Origin of the sequence: Ruegeria sp. HKCCD7303 (genome assembly GCF_013111185.1) — a bacterium.
GTDB lineage: Bacteria > Pseudomonadota > Alphaproteobacteria > Rhodobacterales > Rhodobacteraceae > Ruegeria.
Genome location: NZ_WVRE01000006.1, coordinates 106,577 through 124,646, shown reverse-complemented (window position 1 = coordinate 124,646; position 18,070 = coordinate 106,577). Strand labels below are relative to the sequence as shown.

General features: G+C 58.9%; 18 protein-coding genes. 9 read left to right on the top strand and 9 right to left on the bottom strand.

The genetic code is table 11. The features are described 5' to 3' along the window. The first annotated feature begins 67 nt into the window (after positions 1 to 67). From rsmI to gshB, 3 genes are all read left to right on the top strand, one after another. On the top strand, positions 68 to 922 hold the full coding sequence (rsmI, locus tag GS630_RS15860; protein WP_171179218.1) for a 16S rRNA (cytidine(1402)-2'-O)-methyltransferase: 855 nt from the start codon (positions 68 to 70) through the stop codon (positions 920 to 922). 4 nt (positions 923 to 926) lie between these two features. Further along, positions 927 to 1,298, top strand: coding sequence for a YraN family protein (locus GS630_RS15855; protein WP_171179221.1), 372 nt, complete (start codon positions 927 to 929; stop codon positions 1,296 to 1,298). A gap of 61 nt (positions 1,299 to 1,359) precedes the next feature. Next, the gene (gene gshB / locus GS630_RS15850) at positions 1,360 to 2,292 is read left to right on the top strand and encodes a glutathione synthase (protein ID WP_171179223.1); all 933 of its coding nucleotides are present in this window, start codon (positions 1,360 to 1,362) and stop codon (positions 2,290 to 2,292) included. Here gshB and GS630_RS15845 read toward each other — a convergent pair. The 4 genes from GS630_RS15845 to cobU are packed head-to-tail and all read right to left on the bottom strand — an operon-like array spanning position 2,289 to position 5,890. Further along, on the bottom strand, positions 2,289 to 3,803 hold the full coding sequence (locus tag GS630_RS15845; RefSeq protein WP_171620949.1) for a YifB family Mg chelatase-like AAA ATPase: 1,515 nt from the start codon (positions 3,801 to 3,803) through the stop codon (positions 2,289 to 2,291). The two genes, gshB and GS630_RS15845, sit on opposite strands and share 4 nt — an antisense overlap. 47 nt (positions 3,804 to 3,850) lie before the next feature. After that, positions 3,851 to 4,735 (bottom strand): glutathione S-transferase, encoded by an 885-nt coding sequence (locus GS630_RS15840; protein WP_171620948.1) that lies wholly within the window; start codon positions 4,733 to 4,735, stop codon positions 3,851 to 3,853. Positions 4,736 to 4,793: 58 nt separating this feature from the next. Beyond that, on the bottom strand, positions 4,794 to 5,372 hold the full coding sequence (locus GS630_RS15835; protein ID WP_171179229.1) for a histidine phosphatase family protein: 579 nt from the start codon (positions 5,370 to 5,372) through the stop codon (positions 4,794 to 4,796). Next, positions 5,369 to 5,890 (bottom strand): bifunctional adenosylcobinamide kinase/adenosylcobinamide-phosphate guanylyltransferase, encoded by a 522-nt coding sequence (gene cobU / locus GS630_RS15830; protein ID WP_171179231.1) that lies wholly within the window; start codon positions 5,888 to 5,890, stop codon positions 5,369 to 5,371. Before cobU ends, GS630_RS15835 begins: the two co-directional genes overlap by 4 nt. Before the next feature lie 100 nt (positions 5,891 to 5,990). Here cobU and GS630_RS15825 point away from each other — a divergent pair, with 100 nt between their 5' ends. The 6 genes from GS630_RS15825 (at position 5,991) to GS630_RS15800 (ending at position 12,561) form a co-directional block, all read left to right on the top strand. Continuing rightward, positions 5,991 to 6,869 (top strand): RNA polymerase factor sigma-32, encoded by an 879-nt coding sequence (locus GS630_RS15825; RefSeq protein ID WP_171179233.1) that lies wholly within the window; start codon positions 5,991 to 5,993, stop codon positions 6,867 to 6,869. Further along, complete coding sequence (locus tag GS630_RS15820; protein WP_171620947.1) at positions 6,866 to 7,690, top strand: ChaN family lipoprotein; 825 nt, start codon at positions 6,866 to 6,868, stop codon at positions 7,688 to 7,690. The genes GS630_RS15825 and GS630_RS15820 overlap by 4 nt, the downstream gene beginning before the upstream one ends. Before the next feature lie 63 nt (positions 7,691 to 7,753). Beyond that, entirely contained in the window at positions 7,754 to 8,950 is a 1,197-nt protein-coding gene (gene coaBC / locus GS630_RS15815; RefSeq protein WP_171179237.1) for a bifunctional phosphopantothenoylcysteine decarboxylase/phosphopantothenate--cysteine ligase CoaBC, read from the top strand. A gap of 15 nt (positions 8,951 to 8,965) precedes the next feature. Then, on the top strand, positions 8,966 to 9,421 hold the full coding sequence (dut, locus tag GS630_RS15810) for a dUTP diphosphatase (protein ID WP_171179239.1): 456 nt from the start codon (positions 8,966 to 8,968) through the stop codon (positions 9,419 to 9,421). Beyond that, positions 9,421 to 10,470: a molybdopterin-synthase adenylyltransferase MoeB gene (locus tag GS630_RS15805; RefSeq protein WP_171179241.1), complete on the top strand. Its 1,050-nt coding sequence runs from the start codon at positions 9,421 to 9,423 to the stop codon at positions 10,468 to 10,470. The genes dut and GS630_RS15805 overlap by 1 nt, the downstream gene beginning before the upstream one ends. 75 nt (positions 10,471 to 10,545) lie before the next feature. Next, complete coding sequence (locus GS630_RS15800) at positions 10,546 to 12,561, top strand: M3 family metallopeptidase (protein ID WP_171179243.1); 2,016 nt, start codon at positions 10,546 to 10,548, stop codon at positions 12,559 to 12,561. 2 nt (positions 12,562 to 12,563) lie between these two features. On the opposite strand, the gene GS630_RS15795 is transcribed toward GS630_RS15800, so the two are convergent. From GS630_RS15795 to mreC, 5 genes are read right to left on the bottom strand one after another with little or no spacing between them, the layout of a single operon-like run. Continuing rightward, on the bottom strand, positions 12,564 to 13,496 hold the full coding sequence (locus GS630_RS15795; RefSeq protein ID WP_171620946.1) for a glyoxylate/hydroxypyruvate reductase A: 933 nt from the start codon (positions 13,494 to 13,496) through the stop codon (positions 12,564 to 12,566). Between the two features lie 15 nt (positions 13,497 to 13,511). Next, complete coding sequence (gene rodA / locus GS630_RS15790) at positions 13,512 to 14,651, bottom strand: rod shape-determining protein RodA (protein ID WP_171179247.1); 1,140 nt, start codon at positions 14,649 to 14,651, stop codon at positions 13,512 to 13,514. Continuing rightward, positions 14,648 to 16,597, bottom strand: a complete 1,950-nt coding sequence (gene mrdA / locus GS630_RS15785) for a penicillin-binding protein 2 (RefSeq protein WP_171620945.1) — start codon at positions 16,595 to 16,597, stop codon at positions 14,648 to 14,650. Before mrdA ends, rodA begins: the two co-directional genes overlap by 4 nt. Next, positions 16,594 to 17,130, bottom strand: a complete 537-nt coding sequence (locus GS630_RS15780) for a rod shape-determining protein MreD (protein WP_171620944.1) — start codon at positions 17,128 to 17,130, stop codon at positions 16,594 to 16,596. Before GS630_RS15780 ends, mrdA begins: the two co-directional genes overlap by 4 nt. Then, positions 17,123 to 18,025, bottom strand: coding sequence for a rod shape-determining protein MreC (mreC, locus tag GS630_RS15775; protein WP_171179254.1), 903 nt, complete (start codon positions 18,023 to 18,025; stop codon positions 17,123 to 17,125). Before mreC ends, GS630_RS15780 begins: the two co-directional genes overlap by 8 nt. Positions 18,026 to 18,070: the final 45 nt, after the last annotated feature.

The following is an 18,070-nucleotide window of genomic DNA, read 5'->3' as shown; positions in this document are numbered from 1 at the left end:
CGACGGCTATGAATGCTTCTGTTCTGTCGAGCCGCGATAATAAACGTCACGCTGTGAGGGTCCAGCTTTGAATTTCCAAAAGATCAGATTGACTGCGGGCCTGTATTTTGTTGCCACTCCGATCGGAACCGCGCGCGACATTACGCTCAGGGCCTTGGATGTTCTGGCATCTGCCGACGTGATCGCAGCGGAGGACACCCGAAGCCTGCGCCGATTGATGGAAATCCACGGCATCCCGCTCGAGGGGCGCCGGATTCAAGCCTATCACGACCACAGCGGTGCAGGCGCGCGCGGCAAAATCATGGAGGCGCTGGCTCAAGGGCAATCGGTTGCCTATGCGTCCGAGGCCGGAATGCCGCTTATTGCGGATCCGGGTTATGATCTGGGCAAGCAGGCGGCTGAGGCCGGGCACACGGTGACCTGCGCCCCCGGCGCGTCGGCTGCCTTGACAGCGCTGACATTGGCGGGTCTTCCGACAGATGCCTTCTTTTTTACAGGATTTCTGCCCAATGCAGCCGGCGCACGCCGCGCCCGGATTGAGGCATTGAAGGACATTCCGGGCACGCTTGTGATTTATGAGTCCCCAAAACGTGTATCCGCCAGCTTGTCAGATCTGGCCTTGGTGCTGGGGGCAGACCGTCAGGCGGCGTTGTGCCGCGAATTGACCAAAAAATTCGAAGAGATTCGCCGAGCAACCCTGGCCGATTTGGCCGAGGAGTACCAAGGCAAGTCAGTCAAAGGTGAAATCGTTGTGCTTGTGGATCGTAGCCATTCGCAAAGCGTTAATGAATCTGACGTAGAAGAGGCTTTGAAGCGAGCGTTGGAAAGCCACTCGGTTCGGGATGCGGCAGATCTTGTTTCAAAAATGTATGACCTGCCGCGCCGACCGATTTACCAGAAAGCTCTGAAACTGGGAAAATGATGACATGGGTCGGCGGACAAATCAGGGCTCTGTTTCCTACCACGCCGGGCAGGCGGCAGAGCTTCGGGTTGCTGAGGATTATGAGCGCCGCGGCTTGACCATTCTGCATAGACGCTGGCGCGGCCCGGGCGGTGAAATCGATCTGATCGCGCGCAACGGGGCTGGGCTTGTGTTCATCGAAGTCAAGAAAAGCAGTAGTTTTGAAAAGGCGGCGGCCCGGATCAGCGCCAGACAGATTGATCGAATCTACGCTTCGGCTGCTCAGTTTCTAGAAAAAGAACCAAACGGGCAACTCACCGAAGCGCGCTTTGACGCGGCTCTGGTGGATGGGTCTGGCGCAGTTCAAATCATCGAAAACGCCTTTGGTCACGCCTAAGCCCCATTGAACCCCAGGGCCTGCTGGGCCATGTATCTGGCGTGAAACTGAGGGACACGCCATGAAAATCGCCTTTCAAATGGACCCGATCGGGGCCGTGGACATCAACGCCGACAGCTCATTCCGACTGGCGGAAGAGGCGCAGGCGCGCGGGCATTCGCTGTTTTTCTACGGGCCGGATCAACTGGTCTATCAGGAAGGCCGCATCACAGCGCGTGGCCACGACATGACAGTGCAGCGGGTCGCAGGTGATCCGGCCGTCTTGGGACCCGAACGCGAGGTTGATCTGGCTGATTTCGATGTGGTCTGGTTGCGACAGGACCCTCCGTTTGACATGCACTACATCACGTCCACGCATTTGCTGGATCGTCTCAAGGGTCAGACGCTTGTGGTCAACGACCCTTTCTGGGTGCGTAACTATCCGGAAAAGCTGCTGGTGCTGGATTTCCCTGACCTGACACCGCCGACAACGATCGCGCGTGATCTGCAAACGATCAAAGCGTTCAAGGAAAAGCATGGCGATATCATCCTCAAACCGCTTTATGGCAATGGCGGCGCAGGCGTGTTCCGTTTGGATGCCAATGATCGAAACCTGACGTCTCTGCACGAGTTGTTCACGGGCTTCTCGCGTGAGCCTCTGATCGTGCAGAAATTTCTGCCGGACGTCAGCAATGGCGACAAGCGGGTGATTTTGGTCGACGGCGAAGTTGTTGGTGCGATCAACCGGGTTCCTGCCGCAGGTGAAACGCGATCCAACATGCATGTAGGCGGGCGTCCGGAAAAGATTGGCTTGTCAGAGCGTGATCTTGAGATCTGCGCGGCCATCGGCCCCCTGCTTAAAGAAAAAGGTCAGATCTTTGTCGGTATCGACGTGATTGGCGACTATCTGACCGAGATCAACGTGACCTCACCCACCGGCATTCAAGAGCTTGAGCGCTTTGACGGCGTCAACATTGCCGAAAAAATCTGGCAGGCCATCGAAGCCAAAATCTAAGCCATGACCCGGGCGCTGATGCGAAAGCTCAGCGCCTCGGCTACGTGCGATCTGTGGACGTTTGCGGATCCTTCCAAATCGGCAATTGTGCGCGCCACGCGCAGAATGCGATGAAACGCGCGGGCGGACAGGCCAAACCGGTCTGCCGCTTTCAGCAACAGCTCTTTACCTTCTGCATCGGGTGTTGCGATCTCTTCCAGAACCTTCCCTTCTGCATCCGCGTTTTGGCGCATATGTGGGGTGTCTTGAAATCGGTTCGCCTGAATGGCGCGGGCGTTTTCGACCCGTTCAGCAACCGTAGCAGAGCTGTCGCCGGATGGCGGCAAGTCAAGATCAGTGAATTCCACCGGCGGTACTTCAATCCTCAGGTCGAACCTGTCCATCAACGGCCCTGATATGCGGTTCAGATAGTCCTCGCCACAGCCCGGCGCGCGTGAGCAGGCACGAGAGGGGTCTGTCAGATAACCGCATTTGCAAGGGTTGGCAGCGGCCACTAGCATGAACCGGCAAGGATACTTCACATGCGCATTGGCGCGCGCCACCATAACTTCACCGGTTTCGATGGGTTGGCGCAACGTTTCCAGAACGGTGCGTGGAAACTCAGGAAATTCATCCATGAACAGCACGCCGTTATGAGCCAGCGAAATCTCACCGGGTTTCGCGCCTTTGCCGCCCCCAACGATTGCGGCCATCGAGGCCGTATGGTGGGGCTCGCGAAACGGGCGCGTGCGATTGATGCCGCCTTCGTCCAGCAAACCGCACAAAGACTGGATCATCGAGGTCTCTAAAGCTTCGACTGCGGTCAGGGGCGGCAGGATGCCGGGAAGCCGCGCGGCCAGCATGGATTTACCCGATCCCGGCGTTCCGATCATGATCAGATGGTGACGACCTGCGGCAGCGATCTCCAGGGCGCGTTTGGCGCGCTCCTGCCCTTTTACATCACGCAGATCCCGTGCACTGGGCGTCAGGTTTACTTCGCCAGGCTGCGCGGCTGGTAGGGGGGATTGGCCCGAGAAGTGGCGCACGACATCGCCGAGAGACTCCGCGCCGATCACCTGCGTTGCGTCAACCCAGGCCGCCTCGGCGCTGGAGGCGCGGGGGCAAAGCAACATCCGGTCATCAGATGCCGCCGTCATCGCCGCAGGCAGGGCGCCAACCACCGGGACCAAAGATCCGTCAAGTGAAAGCTCTCCCAAAGCTACGGTGCTTTCTGCGGCATCGGCTGGAATGATCTCTAAGGCCGACAACAGCGCGACGGCTATGGGCAGGTCAAAATGGCTGCCTTCCTTGGGTAGGTCGGCGGGGGACAGGTTGATGGTGATCCGCTTTGAGGGCAAGGCGATTGCCATCGCGCTCAGCGCGCTGCGCACGCGGTCACGGGCTTCGGATACCGCCTTGTCTGGCAGGCCCACGACGGAAAAGGCCGGCAGGCCGGGGGATACGGCGCATTGCACTTCGACCGGGCGGGCATCGACCCCTTGGAAGGCAACGGTATGTGCACGGGCGACCATGGCAGTCCTGTTCTTGGTTAACAGGACGTTGCTGCCATGGGTGTGGTTTAAGAGTCGTTAACGGACACGCGCAAGGTGGTGAATTTGGGCCATGCGCCGGGGTCAGCCACGGTTTTGTCGCGGCAGAACGGATTGCAGAACCCCCAGCATTGGCCATCCAATTCCATAAAATCCGCAACCGGTTTGCCGGAGTACGGACAAGCCTCGTTGAGGGAAGGGCCGCCTGATACCGGTTTGGCGTTCGAGTCCCCTCCGACCGGCCAGGGCATCGATGACAACTCCTGCGGATAGGGGAATGGATTGTATTGAACTGTCATACCCATTGCGCGCCATTGTCTCACGGCTGGGTCCGACAGGAGGTCTAAACAATAGACCCGGTTCACCTCGGACACTGGCAGCCCATAGCCCATGATCCGTGCTGCGACGGGCGTGTAGAACACATCTGCCAGCGAATAGGTGCCGAACAACGGACCGTCTTGCGCACCCGAGATACGCCGCGCGTGTGCCCAGAGTGTCTCAATCCGTTGAAGATCGGCTAAAGTCTGGGAGGATGGGACAAATCCTTGCCACACATGCTGTAATTGCATCGGGCATTGGCCACGAAGGGCGCTGAACCCTGCAACCATCTCAGCGCAAAGCCAGCGGGCGGTTGCCCGCGCTGCGGGATCTGCAGGCCACAGCCCAGCTTCAGGGTGACGCTCGGCCAGCGTCTCGGCCATGGCCAGGCTTTCGCCCACAACCGTCCCTTCGGGCAGACGCAGCGCGGGAACCAGACGGGCCGGGGTCAGCGGTTCCATGTCTTGTTTCATGCTGCCCGAATAAAGGCCGATCATGTGGCTGCGATAAGGGAGATTGAACTTCTCCAGCATCAACCAGCCGCGCATCGACCAGCTGGAGAAGAGGCGGTCACCGATATACAAATCATAAGTCATGCTTGAACGATGCCGCAGGCCGGTGGCACAGTAAAACAGTGATTTGTGCGGGGTCAGTTCACGGAAGGTGATTGATCTTGCCGACCGACCATGTGTTGTCTTCCAAGCCGATGTCCGTGACAGACAGATTGTCGATCCGGTGCGAAAAGGTCTGCTGCCCGTCCAGATCCAAAGCGCGTTGCACTTGCGTGAGGATCACGCCGAAATGCGCGACGATCACCAGATCGCGCCCCGTGTACTCGGCTAAAAGCATGTCGATTGCGGCATCGACCCGGGATCGGACATCGTTCCAGCTTTCGCCCTGCGGAGGGCGGACATCCCCAGGATTATCCCAATAAGCGAAAGCCAGCTCCGGATCTTCTGCTTCGATATCGGCGAAACCACGCAGTTCCCAGCTGCCAAAATGAATCTCACGAAGGTCAGGGTTATGAGGCAAGCGCCGGCGCGGGCCCTGAATGGCTGAGGCAGTGTCCACGGCACGAGACAAGTCGGAAGAGATCACAAGTGCCTCGGACGGCAGATGATCATGCAGGCGTCTCAAGGCTGCTGTGTCGCTCAGGTCCGCAGGCAGATCTGACCAACCGACCATGGTTTTTGCATGTGTCGGCCCATGGCGGACAAGATGCAGGCGTGTCATGGCAATTGGCCTTTAAGAACAGATGGTAATCCGGCTGTCACCTGTACGACCAGATCCGCCTGCGCCGCCAAGGCGATGTTCAGCCGCCCCTGCGCCTCGCGGAATTGACGAGCGAGGGCGTTGTCCGGGACGATCCCGTAACCTACCTCGTTCGAGACAATCACAACCTGGGCTGGGCAGTCGTTCAGGGCATCCAGCAGGTTGGTCTGTGCCGTTTCCAGATCCGTGTCCGCCAGCAGATGATTGCTCAGCCACATTGTAGCGCAATCAATCAGGCAAATCTGATCTTGGGACAAGCGGGCCAGAACCGGCCCCAGATCAAGGGGTTCTTCAACCGTGCTCCAGCCGTCGCCGCGTTGCACGAGATGGCGATCAACCTTCTGGCGCATCTCGTTATCAAACACTTGTGATGTCGCGAGGTAAACGCGGCTTTTCCCAGCGGAAACAACTAGTTCCTCAGCGAAAACCGACTTGCCCGAGGAGGCTCCACCCAGAACCAAGGTTAAATCTGGAGACACAATTCTTACCTTTAGTTGATCCGATTGGTGCTGTTTTGCGTAAAGGTCATAGGTCGGCAAAGCAAGTCCGGCCAGCGCCTGCAAAACAGGGGAGAGGTTTATGGCACTGGATAATGCGACAGACTTTTCGATGTCCCGGCAAGCGATGAAGGCCGAGCTGCTGGATGCGGAAACAGAACTCAAACTGGCGTACGCCTGGCGGGATGACCGTGATGAACAGGCTTTGCACCGTCTAATTACCGCTTATATGCGTCTGGCCATTTCGATGGCAGCCAAATTCAAACGCTATGGCGCGCCGATGAACGATCTTATTCAAGAGGCCGGGTTGGGCCTGATGAAAGCGGCAGACAAGTTCGACCCGGACCGTGGTGTGCGTTTTTCGACTTATGCCGTGTGGTGGATCAAGGCGAGCATCCAGGATTATGTGATGCGGAACTGGTCCATGGTGCGGACTGGGTCCACCTCATCCCAAAAGTCCTTGTTTTTCAACATGCGGCGGGTGCAGGCACGGCTAGAGCGTGAGGCGGCGACCGAAGGCTTGGAGTTGGATCGACACCAGCTGCATCAGATGATTGCTACCGAGATTGGCGTTCCTCTGCGCGACGTGGAAATGATGGAAGGGCGTTTGTCCGGTTCGGATTTTTCGCTGAACGCGGTTCAGTCTGCGGACGAAGACGGGCGCGAGTGGATCGATGCGTTAGAGGATGATCGCGAACAGGCTGCGGATTCTGTTGAGCACAGCCATGACACAGCTCAACTGCGCGAGTGGTTGCTGACCGCGATGAATGCGCTGAACGACCGCGAACGTTTCATCGTGCGCGAACGCAAGTTGCGCGAACCCGCCAGAACGTTGGAGAGCTTGGGCGATGAACTGGGATTGTCCAAGGAGCGCGTGCGCCAACTAGAAGCCGCGGCGTTTTCAAAAATGCGTAAGAACCTTGAAGCCCAGTCGCGCGAGGTGCAACACTTCATCGCATGAAACATGTTGCGATTCTTGTGTGTGTTCTTGGCCTTACGGTTTTCGCCGCGCGTTCAGGCGCGGCGAAGGATTTGATCCCTGATGACGTTCTGACAGCGATGCGGGGCGTCGATGTGGTGATTTTGGGCGAAGTACATGACAACCCCAGGCACCACCACATACAGGCCGAAGCACTTGAAGCGCTGTCACCCTCGGCCGTTGTATGGGAGATGGTGACAGAAGAGGGTGCTCAGCGGCTGTCGCAAAAGGCAGTGTCTGACCCTGATGAACTGGGGCGCATCCTTAAATGGACCGAAAGCGGGTGGCCTCCGCTCAGTATGTACTACCCGGTTTTCCAAGCCTCAAGTGCGCCCGTCTATGGGGCAATGGTGCCCCGCACAGCTGCGCACGCAGCGATGGAACGCGGTGCGGCGACGGCTTTGGGCGCAGACGCGGCACGGTATGGTCTGACCGTGCCGCTGTCGCCCGAGGAACAATCCGCGCGGGAGGCGGATCAACTGGCCGCTCATTGCGATGCTTTGCCAGTTGAAATGCTGCCGCAGATGGTTGCGATCCAACGCTTGCGCGATGCGGTTTTGGCCCGTGCGGTGGTGCGCGCCATGGAGGAAACCGGAGGGCCGGTTGCGGTGATCACAGGCAATGGCCACGCGCGGACAGATCGGGGTATCCCGACTTATCTTGCGCGCCTTCAACCAGGATGGAAAGTGGTTGCGGTAGGGCAATCCGAAGATGGCATTATCGATGGCGACTTCGACTTGGTAATCGACAGCCCGTCGATAGAGCGTGAAGACCCCTGTGCGGCGTTTCAGGTGCAGAATTAATCGCTGGAACTACCTGCTGGCCTTGCCTAATGTCAGGGCCGACCGGCACAGGAAGGGCTGAACATGCTGTCATCCAAACGTATTCTGCTGATAATCGGCGGCGGGATTGCGGCCTATAAGTCGCTGGATCTGATCCGCAGGCTGCGAGAGCGTGGGGCTGCTGTGACACCGGTTCTGACCCGTGCAGCGGAAGAATTTGTGACGCCTTTGTCAGTGTCTGCGTTGGCCGGAGAGAAAGTCTATCGCGATCTGTTCGATCTTACCGATGAGGCCGAGATGGGGCATATTCAATTGTCGCGCTCGGCCGATCTGATCGTTGTCGCCCCCGCAACGGCAGATCTTATGGGCAAGATGGCCTCTGGGCTGGCCAACGATATGGCGTCGACCCTTTTGATGGCGACGGACACGCCCGTTCTTTGCGCGCCCGCGATGAATGTACGGATGTGGGACCACCCGGCCACGCAACGCAACCTCAAGCAGCTTCAAGCCGATGGGGTACGCTTTGTCGGGCCAAATGAGGGTGACATGGCCTGCGGCGAATTCGGCCCGGGACGCATGTCTGAACCGCTGGAAATTGTCGCGGCGATTGAGGCACAGCTGACTGCGGGACCTTTGGCTGGCAAACGCGTGCTGGTGACGTCTGGCCCGACGCATGAACCGATTGATCCGGTGCGCTATATCGCGAACCGGTCGTCCGGTGCGCAGGGTGCTGCTGTGGCGCGGGCACTGGCGCATTTGGGGGCCGAGGTGATTTTTGTCACTGGCCCTGCCGACGTGCCCCCTCCGGCAGGTGTACAGGTCGTACCCGTTGAGACGGCGCAACAGATGTCTGACGCGGTCGATACCGCTCTGCCCGTCGATGCGGGTGTATTCGCGGCGGCGGTCGCGGATTGGCGTGTGGCAAGCGCATCGGACAAGAAACTGAAGAAAAGCCGAGATGGCCTGCCGGTTCTGGAATTTGCCGAAAACCCGGACATTTTGAAACGTGTATCCCAGTTGGCAGTGGGCCGCCCGCCGCTGGTGGTTGGTTTTGCGGCTGAAACAGACGATGTGGTTGAACACGCCACCGCCAAGCGCCTTCGCAAAGGCTGCGATTGGATCGTTGCGAACGATGTCAGCCCGGCAACCGGCATCATGGGTGGGTCCGAGAATGCGGTCATTCTGATCTCGGGCAGTGGCACCGAAGAATGGCCGCGCTTGGGCAAGGACGAAGTTGCCCGGCGTCTGGCGGCAAAGATCGCGGACGCATTGGCAGGCTGAAGGAAAGGCATGGGCATGGTTGCAATTCGAGTGATCCGCGAAGACGGTGCAGACCCCGCTGTCGCGCTTCCGTCTTACGAAACGGCTGGTGCTGCCGGGGCGGATGTGCGCGCCAACTTGCCAGGTGGCACCCCTATCGTGTTGGAACCTGGCCAACGCACGCTCGTGCCAACTGGCCTGCGTATCGAAATTCCCAAGGGGTACGAGGTTCAGGTCCGTCCCCGCTCGGGCCTTGCGCTGAAACACGGGATTACACTGCCCAACACGCCAGGCACCATCGACAGTGATTATCGCGGACCTTTGGGCGTGATCGTGATGAACGCAGGTCAGGACCGCTTCGAAATTGCCCATGGTGAGCGCATCGCGCAACTGGTGGTCGCGCCTGTCGTGCAGGCCACCTTCGAGTTGGCTGAGGAATTGGGCGAAACTGGTCGCGGGTCCGGCGGCTTTGGCTCAACCGGGCGCGGCTGATGCTGCTGGTTTTTGTTCTGGCCGCAGGACTTTGGGGTGTTGGCTATATCGCCGGCACGTCAAAAACAGCGCGTGTGGTTTCGGTCAGTGTGCTTTTGGCCGGAGTGATTCTGTCTCATCTGATCTTGCCAGACGGGCATCCGCTGCGTCAGGCGACGGGCGGCTCGGCGGCAATGTGGCTGATCCTTGTGGGTTTCGGCGCGATTGTTTTGGTGTATGGAAGGGTGCTGAAAGCCCTGCGCAATCGCGCAGAGTCCGTTTCAGATCAGGAACCTACCATGCCCTCCGACCGATTTACCGAGACCGAGCTGGACCGCTATGCCCGTCACATCGTATTGCGCGAATTGGGCGGTCCGGGGCAGAAAAAGCTGAAAAAAGCACGGGTGCTGGTGATTGGCGCGGGTGGTTTGGGGGCCCCTGCTTTGCAATATCTGGCAGCAGCCGGGGTGGGCACAATCGGCGTCATAGATGACGACATCGTCGAGAACGCCAACCTGCAACGGCAGGTCATTCACCGTGACGCAGATATCGGGATGCCCAAGGTCTTTTCGGCCCAACAAGCGATGGAGGCGCAAAACCCGAACGTGGTGGTTCTGCCCTATCATCGCAGGTTGAACGATGAGATCGCGGCCGATCTGTTTGCCGATTTCGATCTTATTCTTGACGGGACCGATAATTTTGACACGCGCTATCTTGCCAACCGCGCGGCCGTCGCGCTTGGCAAGCCTTTGATCTCGGGGGCCTTGTCGCAGTGGGAGGGGCAGCTGAGTGTGTTTGACCCGGCCAACGGCAGCCCCTGCTATCAGTGTATTTTCCCCGAAGCACCGGCCCCAGGCTTGGCCCCGTCCTGTTCCGAGGCTGGGGTGATCGGCCCCTTGCCCGGCGTTGTTGGGTCGATGATGGCGGTCGAAGCGATCAAGGTGATCACGGGCGCGGGCATGGCGTTGCGTAGCGAGATGTTGATCTATGACGCTCTGTACGGCGAAAGCCGCAAGATTACCCTGACCCGTCGCGCCGATTGCCCCGTCTGCGGCACCGCGAACGATTAACCTTTCTTTACGCAGGCTGTGGGTTCTAGAACACCCGGCCTAGGCGACTTAGCTATAGGGTCAAAGGAGATCCGAATGACCAACCCGATCCTGTCCAGCTGGACCACCCCGTTTGAAATTGCTCCCTTTGCCGAAATTTCGGACGATGATTTTACCCCGGCGCTGGATCAGGCAATGACGGCGCATAACGATCAGATCGCTGCGATTGCCGAGAATTCTGACGCTCCGACCTTTGGCAATACGATTGAGGCTTTGGAGGCTGCGGGCGAGCAGTTGGACAAGGTTCTGTCGGTCTTTTTCACGGTTGCAGGGGCAGACAGCAATCCCAGACGGGAAGAGTTGCAGCGAGAGTTCTCCCCCAAACTGTCGGCACATTTTTCCGGCATTTCTTCGAACAAGGCGCTGTTCAAACGCGTGGCCGACCTGTGGGCGCGGCGCGATGATCTGAACCTGACCGAAGAACAGGCGCGTGTGCTGATGTTGACCCATCGCGGTTTCGTGCGTGCTGGCGCAGCGCTGGCAGGGGAAGACGATACACGGATGCAAGAGATCAAGTCGCGCCTCGCCTCTTTGGGGACGTCCTTTACTCAAAACCTGTTGGCAGATGAGAGGGACTGGTTCATGGACCTGACCGAAGAGGATCTGCAGGGCCTGCCAGATTTCGTCCTGGATGCAGCCCGCGCTGCGGGGCTAGAGAAAGAGGCACAGGGACCAGTGGTGACCCTGTCGCGGTCGCTGATTGTACCGTTCCTGCAATTCTCACCTCGTCGGGACCTGCGCGAAAAGGCTTATCGCGCCTGGGCAGCTCGCGGTGCCAATGGGGGCGACACTGACAACCGCGACATCGCTGCCGAGATTTTAGGTTTGCGTGAGCAACGCGCCAAGCTGCTGGGCTATGACAGTTTCGCCGACTACAAGCTGGAAACCGAAATGGCCCGCACACCGGACCGCGTGCGTGAACTGTTGATGCAGGTGTGGGAACCGGCAAAATCCCGTGCCGATGCTGACGCCGAGATCCTGACGCAGATGATGCAGGAAGACGGCATCAACGGTCCGCTGGAAGCCTGGGATTGGCGCTACTACGCCGAAAAGCGGCGCAAGGCGGAACACGATCTGGATGAGGCGGCCCTGAAACCCTATCTGCAACTGGATCGTATGATCGAGGCGTCTTTTGCCTGCGCAAACCGTCTGTTCGGGCTGGAATTCGCGCCGCTGGACGTTCCGCTCTATCACCCGGATTGCCGGGCCTGGGAAGTCACACGTGGCGGGCAGCATATTGCCGTTTTCATCGGTGACTACTTTGCGCGGGGATCGAAACGGTCTGGTGCGTGGTGCAGCGCGATGCGGGCGCAGGCGAAGTTCCCGAAAGATCAGGCGCCGGTTGTGATCAATGTCTGCAACTTTGCCAAGGGTGATCCGGCGCTGCTGTCTTATGACGACGCGCGGACATTGTTCCACGAATTCGGCCACGCCCTGCATCAGATGCTGTCGAATGTGACCTATGAGAGCATCTCGGGCACTTCGGTCGCGCGTGATTTTGTCGAACTGCCCAGCCAGCTTTACGAACACTGGCTGGAAGTGCCCGAGGTTCTGGCCGAATTTGCGACCCATGCCGAAACGGGCGAGCCAATGCCGCAGGAGATGCTGCAGAAAGTGTTGAAAGCCGCTAATTTCGATCAAGGGTTCCAGACCGTGGAATATGTTGCTTCGGCCCTTGTTGATCTGGCCTTCCATGATGGGGATGCCCCGGCAGATCCGATGGCAAAACAGGCCGAAGTTCTGGCGGACCTCGGGATGCCGCATGCCATCGGGATGCGCCACGCCACGCCCCACTTTGCCCATGTCTTTGCCGGTGATGGCTATAGCTCGGGCTACTACAGCTACATGTGGTCCGAGGTGATGGATGCTGACGCCTTCGCCGCCTTTGAAGAGGCGGGCGGTGCCTTTGATACCGAACGCGCCAAGGCGCTGGAAGACAACATCCTGTCCACCGGCGGGTCGCGAGAGGCGGAAGACCTGTATCTGGCGTTCCGGGGGCGATTGCCAGGCGTGGACGCCCTGTTGAAAGGCCGCGGCTTGATCGCGGCCTGAATTCAGTAACCCAGCGTGCGATCCACTAAATGCACAAAGGACTCACCGGCTTCGCCACGTCGGATGTTTTCGCAAATGACCTGCGCGGCTGTGACCGGGCGGGTCTCAGACGCGATGTGAGGGGTCACAGTCACGTTCGGATGTGTCCAGTAGGGATGGTCTTCGGGCAAGGGCTCGACACGGAACACGTCCAGCGTTGCGTGCCCAACCTGACCAGAGTTCAGCGCATCCAGAAGCGCGTCGTCATCAATCAGCGGGCCACGTCCCGGGTTGATGATCCGTGCGCCCTTAGGCAGCAAGGCCAACGTTTCGGCATTCAGCGCGTTTTCCGTGGCGGGGGTATCGGGCAGCAATAGTACCACGATTTCAGCCTGAGAAAGCGCTTGGCGAAGCCCTTCGGAGCCATGCAAGCAGGTCACGCCGGGGATGTCTTTGGCGGTGCGGCTCCAACCGGTGACTTGAAAGTTAAGCGCAGTCAGGGCTCGGGCCGCGGCCTCGCCCAACGTGCCCAGCCCTAAAATGCAGACGATACGCTCTTTTGCCAATGGCGGCGCTTCCGGTTCCCAGACGCCATCCTGCACGAGGATGTGCCGGTCTATTCCTAGGTGGTAGCGTAGCACGTGCCCAACCACCCATTCAGTCATGCCCTGCGTCAATCCGTGATCCACCATCCGCGCCAATGGGACGGTCAGCGTTTCATTGTCCGCGATTTTCTCGATACCAGCCCAAAGGCTCAGTACAGCTTTCAGACGGGTGAAGGGTGTGAAATCGTGTACTCCGCCGTTGGGGGCATAAACGACATAGTCGACCTGATCCGGTTCAAATTCCGTGCTGAGCCGCGCGTCGACTTTTGCGTCAGCCAAGTACTGAGTCAGCAGCGGTTCGTACACGGGCCACAGAGCAGGGCGTGCGGAAAACAGGACGTTAGCGGGCATCGTGGGCCTTTCAGATCAGCGGGGGCGGTGAATATGTGCGCTTTGGACGATGCCGAACGCAGCCATCAGCACCAGCATGGCCGATCCGCCATAGCTGACCATTGGCAGTGGTACGCCGACAACCGGGGCCATGCCCATCACCATCGACATGTTGACGGCAAAGAAAAGGAAAAAGTTCAGTGCGATGCCCAGAGTGACCAGTGAGGAAAACCGATCCTTGGTAGCAAGAGCCGTAACCATACAGAACACAAGGATCAGCGCGTAGAGGATCAACAGCGTGATACCTCCTACAAATCCGAACTCTTCCGCCAGCGTCGTGAAAATGAAGTCGGTGTGCTTTTCAGGCAGAAAATTCAAACGGGACTGTGTTCCTTGCATGAAACCGCGCCCGTTCCAGCCGCCGGACCCGAGGGCGATCTTGGACTGCGTGATATGGTACCCCGCGCCCAATGGGTCGGTCGAGGGGTCAAGAAAGGTGTCAATCCGGCGGAACTGATAGTCCTTGAGCAATTGCCAATCCGTCCCGCGGCTGTTGAACACAGCGGCGATCAAACCCACGACCGCAGCGATAACAGCCGCAAAATAAGCCCAGTGGACGCCCGCCAGAAACATCAGCCCGCCACCAGCGGCCAACAGAAGGATCGATGTGCCAAGGTCCGGTTGCTTCAGAACCAACAAGGTAGGCAGGATGATCAGTGCCACGGGGATAAAAACCCACAGCGGTCGGGATGTCTTGTGCGACGGCAGCCAGTCGTAGTAGGCCGCCAGCACCATAACCAGTGCGACCTTCATGACTTCTGATGGTTGCAAACGCATGAAACCAAGGTCGATCCAGCGCTGCGCGCCCATGCCGATGGTGCCAAACAGTTCAACAAACACCAGCAAAGCGACCGAGCCCAGATAGGCCAGAACGGACATGTTGCGCCAGAACCAGATTGGCACCAGTGCAATGATGAACATCGCTGTCAGGCCAAGACCGAACCGTTCCATCTGCGGCTCGGCCCAGGGCGTCCACGAACCACCCGCAACCGAATACAACATCAGGAATCCAGCGCTGGCCGTGCTGATCAGCAGCAGGGTCAGGGGCCAGTTCATGTAGAGGAATTTCCGGAATCCAGACGGTGTGGATTTGACGGCATATTCAAGATAGCTCATGCGCGGTCCTTTCCGTCAGGACGCGCTTTGGGACGACGGTCACCTTCAAGCCGTTTTTGCTGTTCCTTGATACGGTCCCGGTCGCCGACGGGATACGCGTCGAGTGGCGGCGTGCCGTTGTAAAGGGCCTGAAGCATGATGTCCCGCGCCACCGGGGCTGCCGCCTTGGACCCCCCGCCCCCATGTTCAACTACGACAGCAATGGCGTATTTGGGTTTGTCGTACGGGGCAAAACTGACGAACAGCGCGTGGTCGCGGCGTTCCCAGGGCAGATCCTCGTTGCGGATCACACCGGCTGCACGCTCGGCTTTGGTAATGTTGCGCACCTGACTTGTGCCGGTTTTACCCGCCATGCGGAGATCATCTGCGATGATACGGCTGCGATAAGCAGTGCCACGACGGTCGTTTGAAACGGACCACATCGCTTCGCGGATGTGTCTGAGATTGGTTGGGCTGATCGTGAGCGGTTCACCTGCACCGCTAGGCTGCTCAACCCCGTTGACAGACCGCACCAGACGGGGTGAGACCGCGCGTCCGGTGGCAATCCGCGCGGTCATGACAGCCAATTGCATGGGCGAAGCCAACATAAAGCCTTGTCCGATGGAGGCGTTTGCGGTGTCGCCGATCAGCCATTCTTCGCCATGCACCCTTTGTTTCCATTCCTGATTGGGCGCCAGTCCGGCGCGCACAGCGGACATGGGAATGTCATGCTTGATGCCCAGTCCAAGGGTGTTGGCCATCTCGGAGATTCTGTCGATGCCCACCTTTATCGCCACATCGTAATAATACACGTCGCAACTGCGTTTAAGCGAGGTATTCAGGTCCACCATACCATGACCACCACGCTTCCAGCAGTGGAAGCGACGGCTGCCAACTTTCAGATGGCCGGGGCAGTAAACGGTGTTGCCGGGGCCGACGACTCCGGCCTCAAGCGCTGCCAACGCGGTAACCATCTTAAATGTCGAACCGGGCGGGTAAGTGCCCTGGACCGTCTTGTTTGCCAACGGGCGATACTTGTCCTGTGTCAGCGTACGGTAATCCGCGACCGAGATACCACGTACGAACAGGTTGGGATCGAAGCTGGGCGCCGAGGCCATTGCGCGCAGATCACCAGTTTCGCAATCGATCACGACAGCGGCGGCGCTTTCGCCAGCCAACCGGGCTTGGGCGTATTGTTGAAGGTCTGCATCGACGGACAGCTGCAAGTCGGCCCCGGGTTGGCCTTCTTGCCGGTCCAGCTCGCGCATGACACGACCGGTGGCGTTGACTTCGACACGCTTGGCGCCTGCCTTGCCGCGCAATGAGATTTCCTGCCTTGCCTCAAGACCCACCTTTCCGATCTGAAACCGGGGGATTCGCAGAACGGGTTCAGGGTCTTCGATCTGACTGAGGTCGTAGTCACTGACCGGTCCGACATATCCAACGATGTGGGCGAAGTCCTCATAGCGTGGATATTGTCGTGTCAAACCCACTTCGGGCGTGACACCCGGCAGTGCAGGGGCATTGACCGCGACTTTCGATATGTCTTCCCACGTGACCTGATCGGCCAGCGTGACCGGCAAGAACGGGGCTGAGCGGCGCATCTCGGTCATGGCCCGTTCGATCTCATCCTCGTTCAGCGGGATCAGTTCTGATAACTTGCGGATCACTTGGTCCACATCACCAGCGTCTTCGCGCACAATGACGATACGGTAGGATGGAGAGTTCTGGCCAATGATCTGCCCGTTCCGGTCATAGATCCGCCCGCGGTCCGGGGGGATCAGACGGATGTTGATGCGGTTTTCCTCGGCCAGAAGGCGATATTCATCGGCCTGATCCACCTGCATGAACCGCATACGTGCCGCTAGTCCGCCAACAAAGGCCGCTTGCAGGCCACCCAGAAGCAGAGCCCGCCTTGGCAGGCGTTTATAGGCCAGACCCTGAGACTTGGGCTTGCGTGGCTTCATGCCCGACCTCCTACAGCACTGGCATCCGACGCGGATATGCGACGGACCCCGAACACGCTTTGGCTGAGTCCCACAATGGCGGGATAGCAGGCGATCGTCAGAATAAGCTGGATCATGACGGGCCACAACGCGGCCTGTTGCACAGACAAGATCGAAAGAATGACCCTGTTCGCCAGAAAGACGCCCGTGATGACCACGCCAACGGACATCCATTCTCCGACAAAACCGGCATCTTTCATACCGGGTGCCGCCGAACGCAGATAGGCTGATCCAAAGACAACCAGTGCCGCCAAAAGACCGGGTGGGCGTTGCAGAAGAAGATCCGCCATCAACATCACGAACGCAACCAGCAGGGTTGGGACATAATCTGGGCGACGCAGCACCCAGGCAAAGGTCAGGGCAATCAGAACGTCAGGAAAGGGCCAGCGGTTGGGTTGTGCATCCAGCGGCAACAAGTGCAGGAACAGCACCAAGACGGCCAGCGCCGCAAAAAGGCCCCGCATGGCCAAGTTATGTGAGGCTGGCTTATCCATCGCCAAGTTCCTCAGGAGATAGAGCGGCTTCGGGGCGGGTGGGGCCGACGATGCCACCGGGGTCCCGAATGGTCGGGGCTGAGTTGAATCGCAGAACCCGCAAAAACTCCAGCCGTTCGAAATCAGCCGACAAGCGCACGCGCAACCGGCCACCCGGATCCGCTGCAATCTGGCCGATCAGCAGGCCAGCCGGAAACACGCCGCCGTCGCCTGAAGTAATGACGCGATCTCCGGGGCGAACCAGTTCTCGGTTCTCAAGGAACTCGACCACAGGCGCAGGCGTGTTGTCGCCTTTGATCAACGCAGTCTGACCCGATGGTTGGATGGTAGCAGGGATGGCGCTGGTGGCATCTGTCACCAGAATAACGCGGGCTGTATCGGAACCAACACCCGAGATCCGCCCAACAAGACCGATGCCGTCCATTGTGGCCCATCCATCGACGATGCCGTCGCGCTCGCCTACGTTCAGCAAAACAGATTGCCGGAAAGGCGAGCCGCTGTCGGCCATCACAACACCGGTGATATAAGTCAGGCGCGGATCAAGACGTACGTTGTTGAGATCCAACAACCGGGCGTTTTCCTGCTCTAGTTGCAGCGCGGCCTCTTTCCAGGCGCGCATCAGGCGCAATTCGCTGCGCAGTTCACGGTTTTGTTCGCTCAGGCGTTGGTAGCTTTGGAAATCGCGTACTAGATTAACGGCGGCCGTAACGGGCACCATGGCCCATTCCATCGAAGGGACGACCGTATCTACCACCTGCGCACGGAACCGTTCCACGCGCGGGCTATCAATACGCCAGACCAGAAAGATACCCAGTAAACACATAATAACGATGCCCAACAGCAAACGCCGCAAGGGGGTTGTGTAGTCATCGCGCTGTGATCGGTCTTTTGCCACAGGTTACCTTCCCGTGCTGCTCGTGCCGAATTTACCCTATGTGCA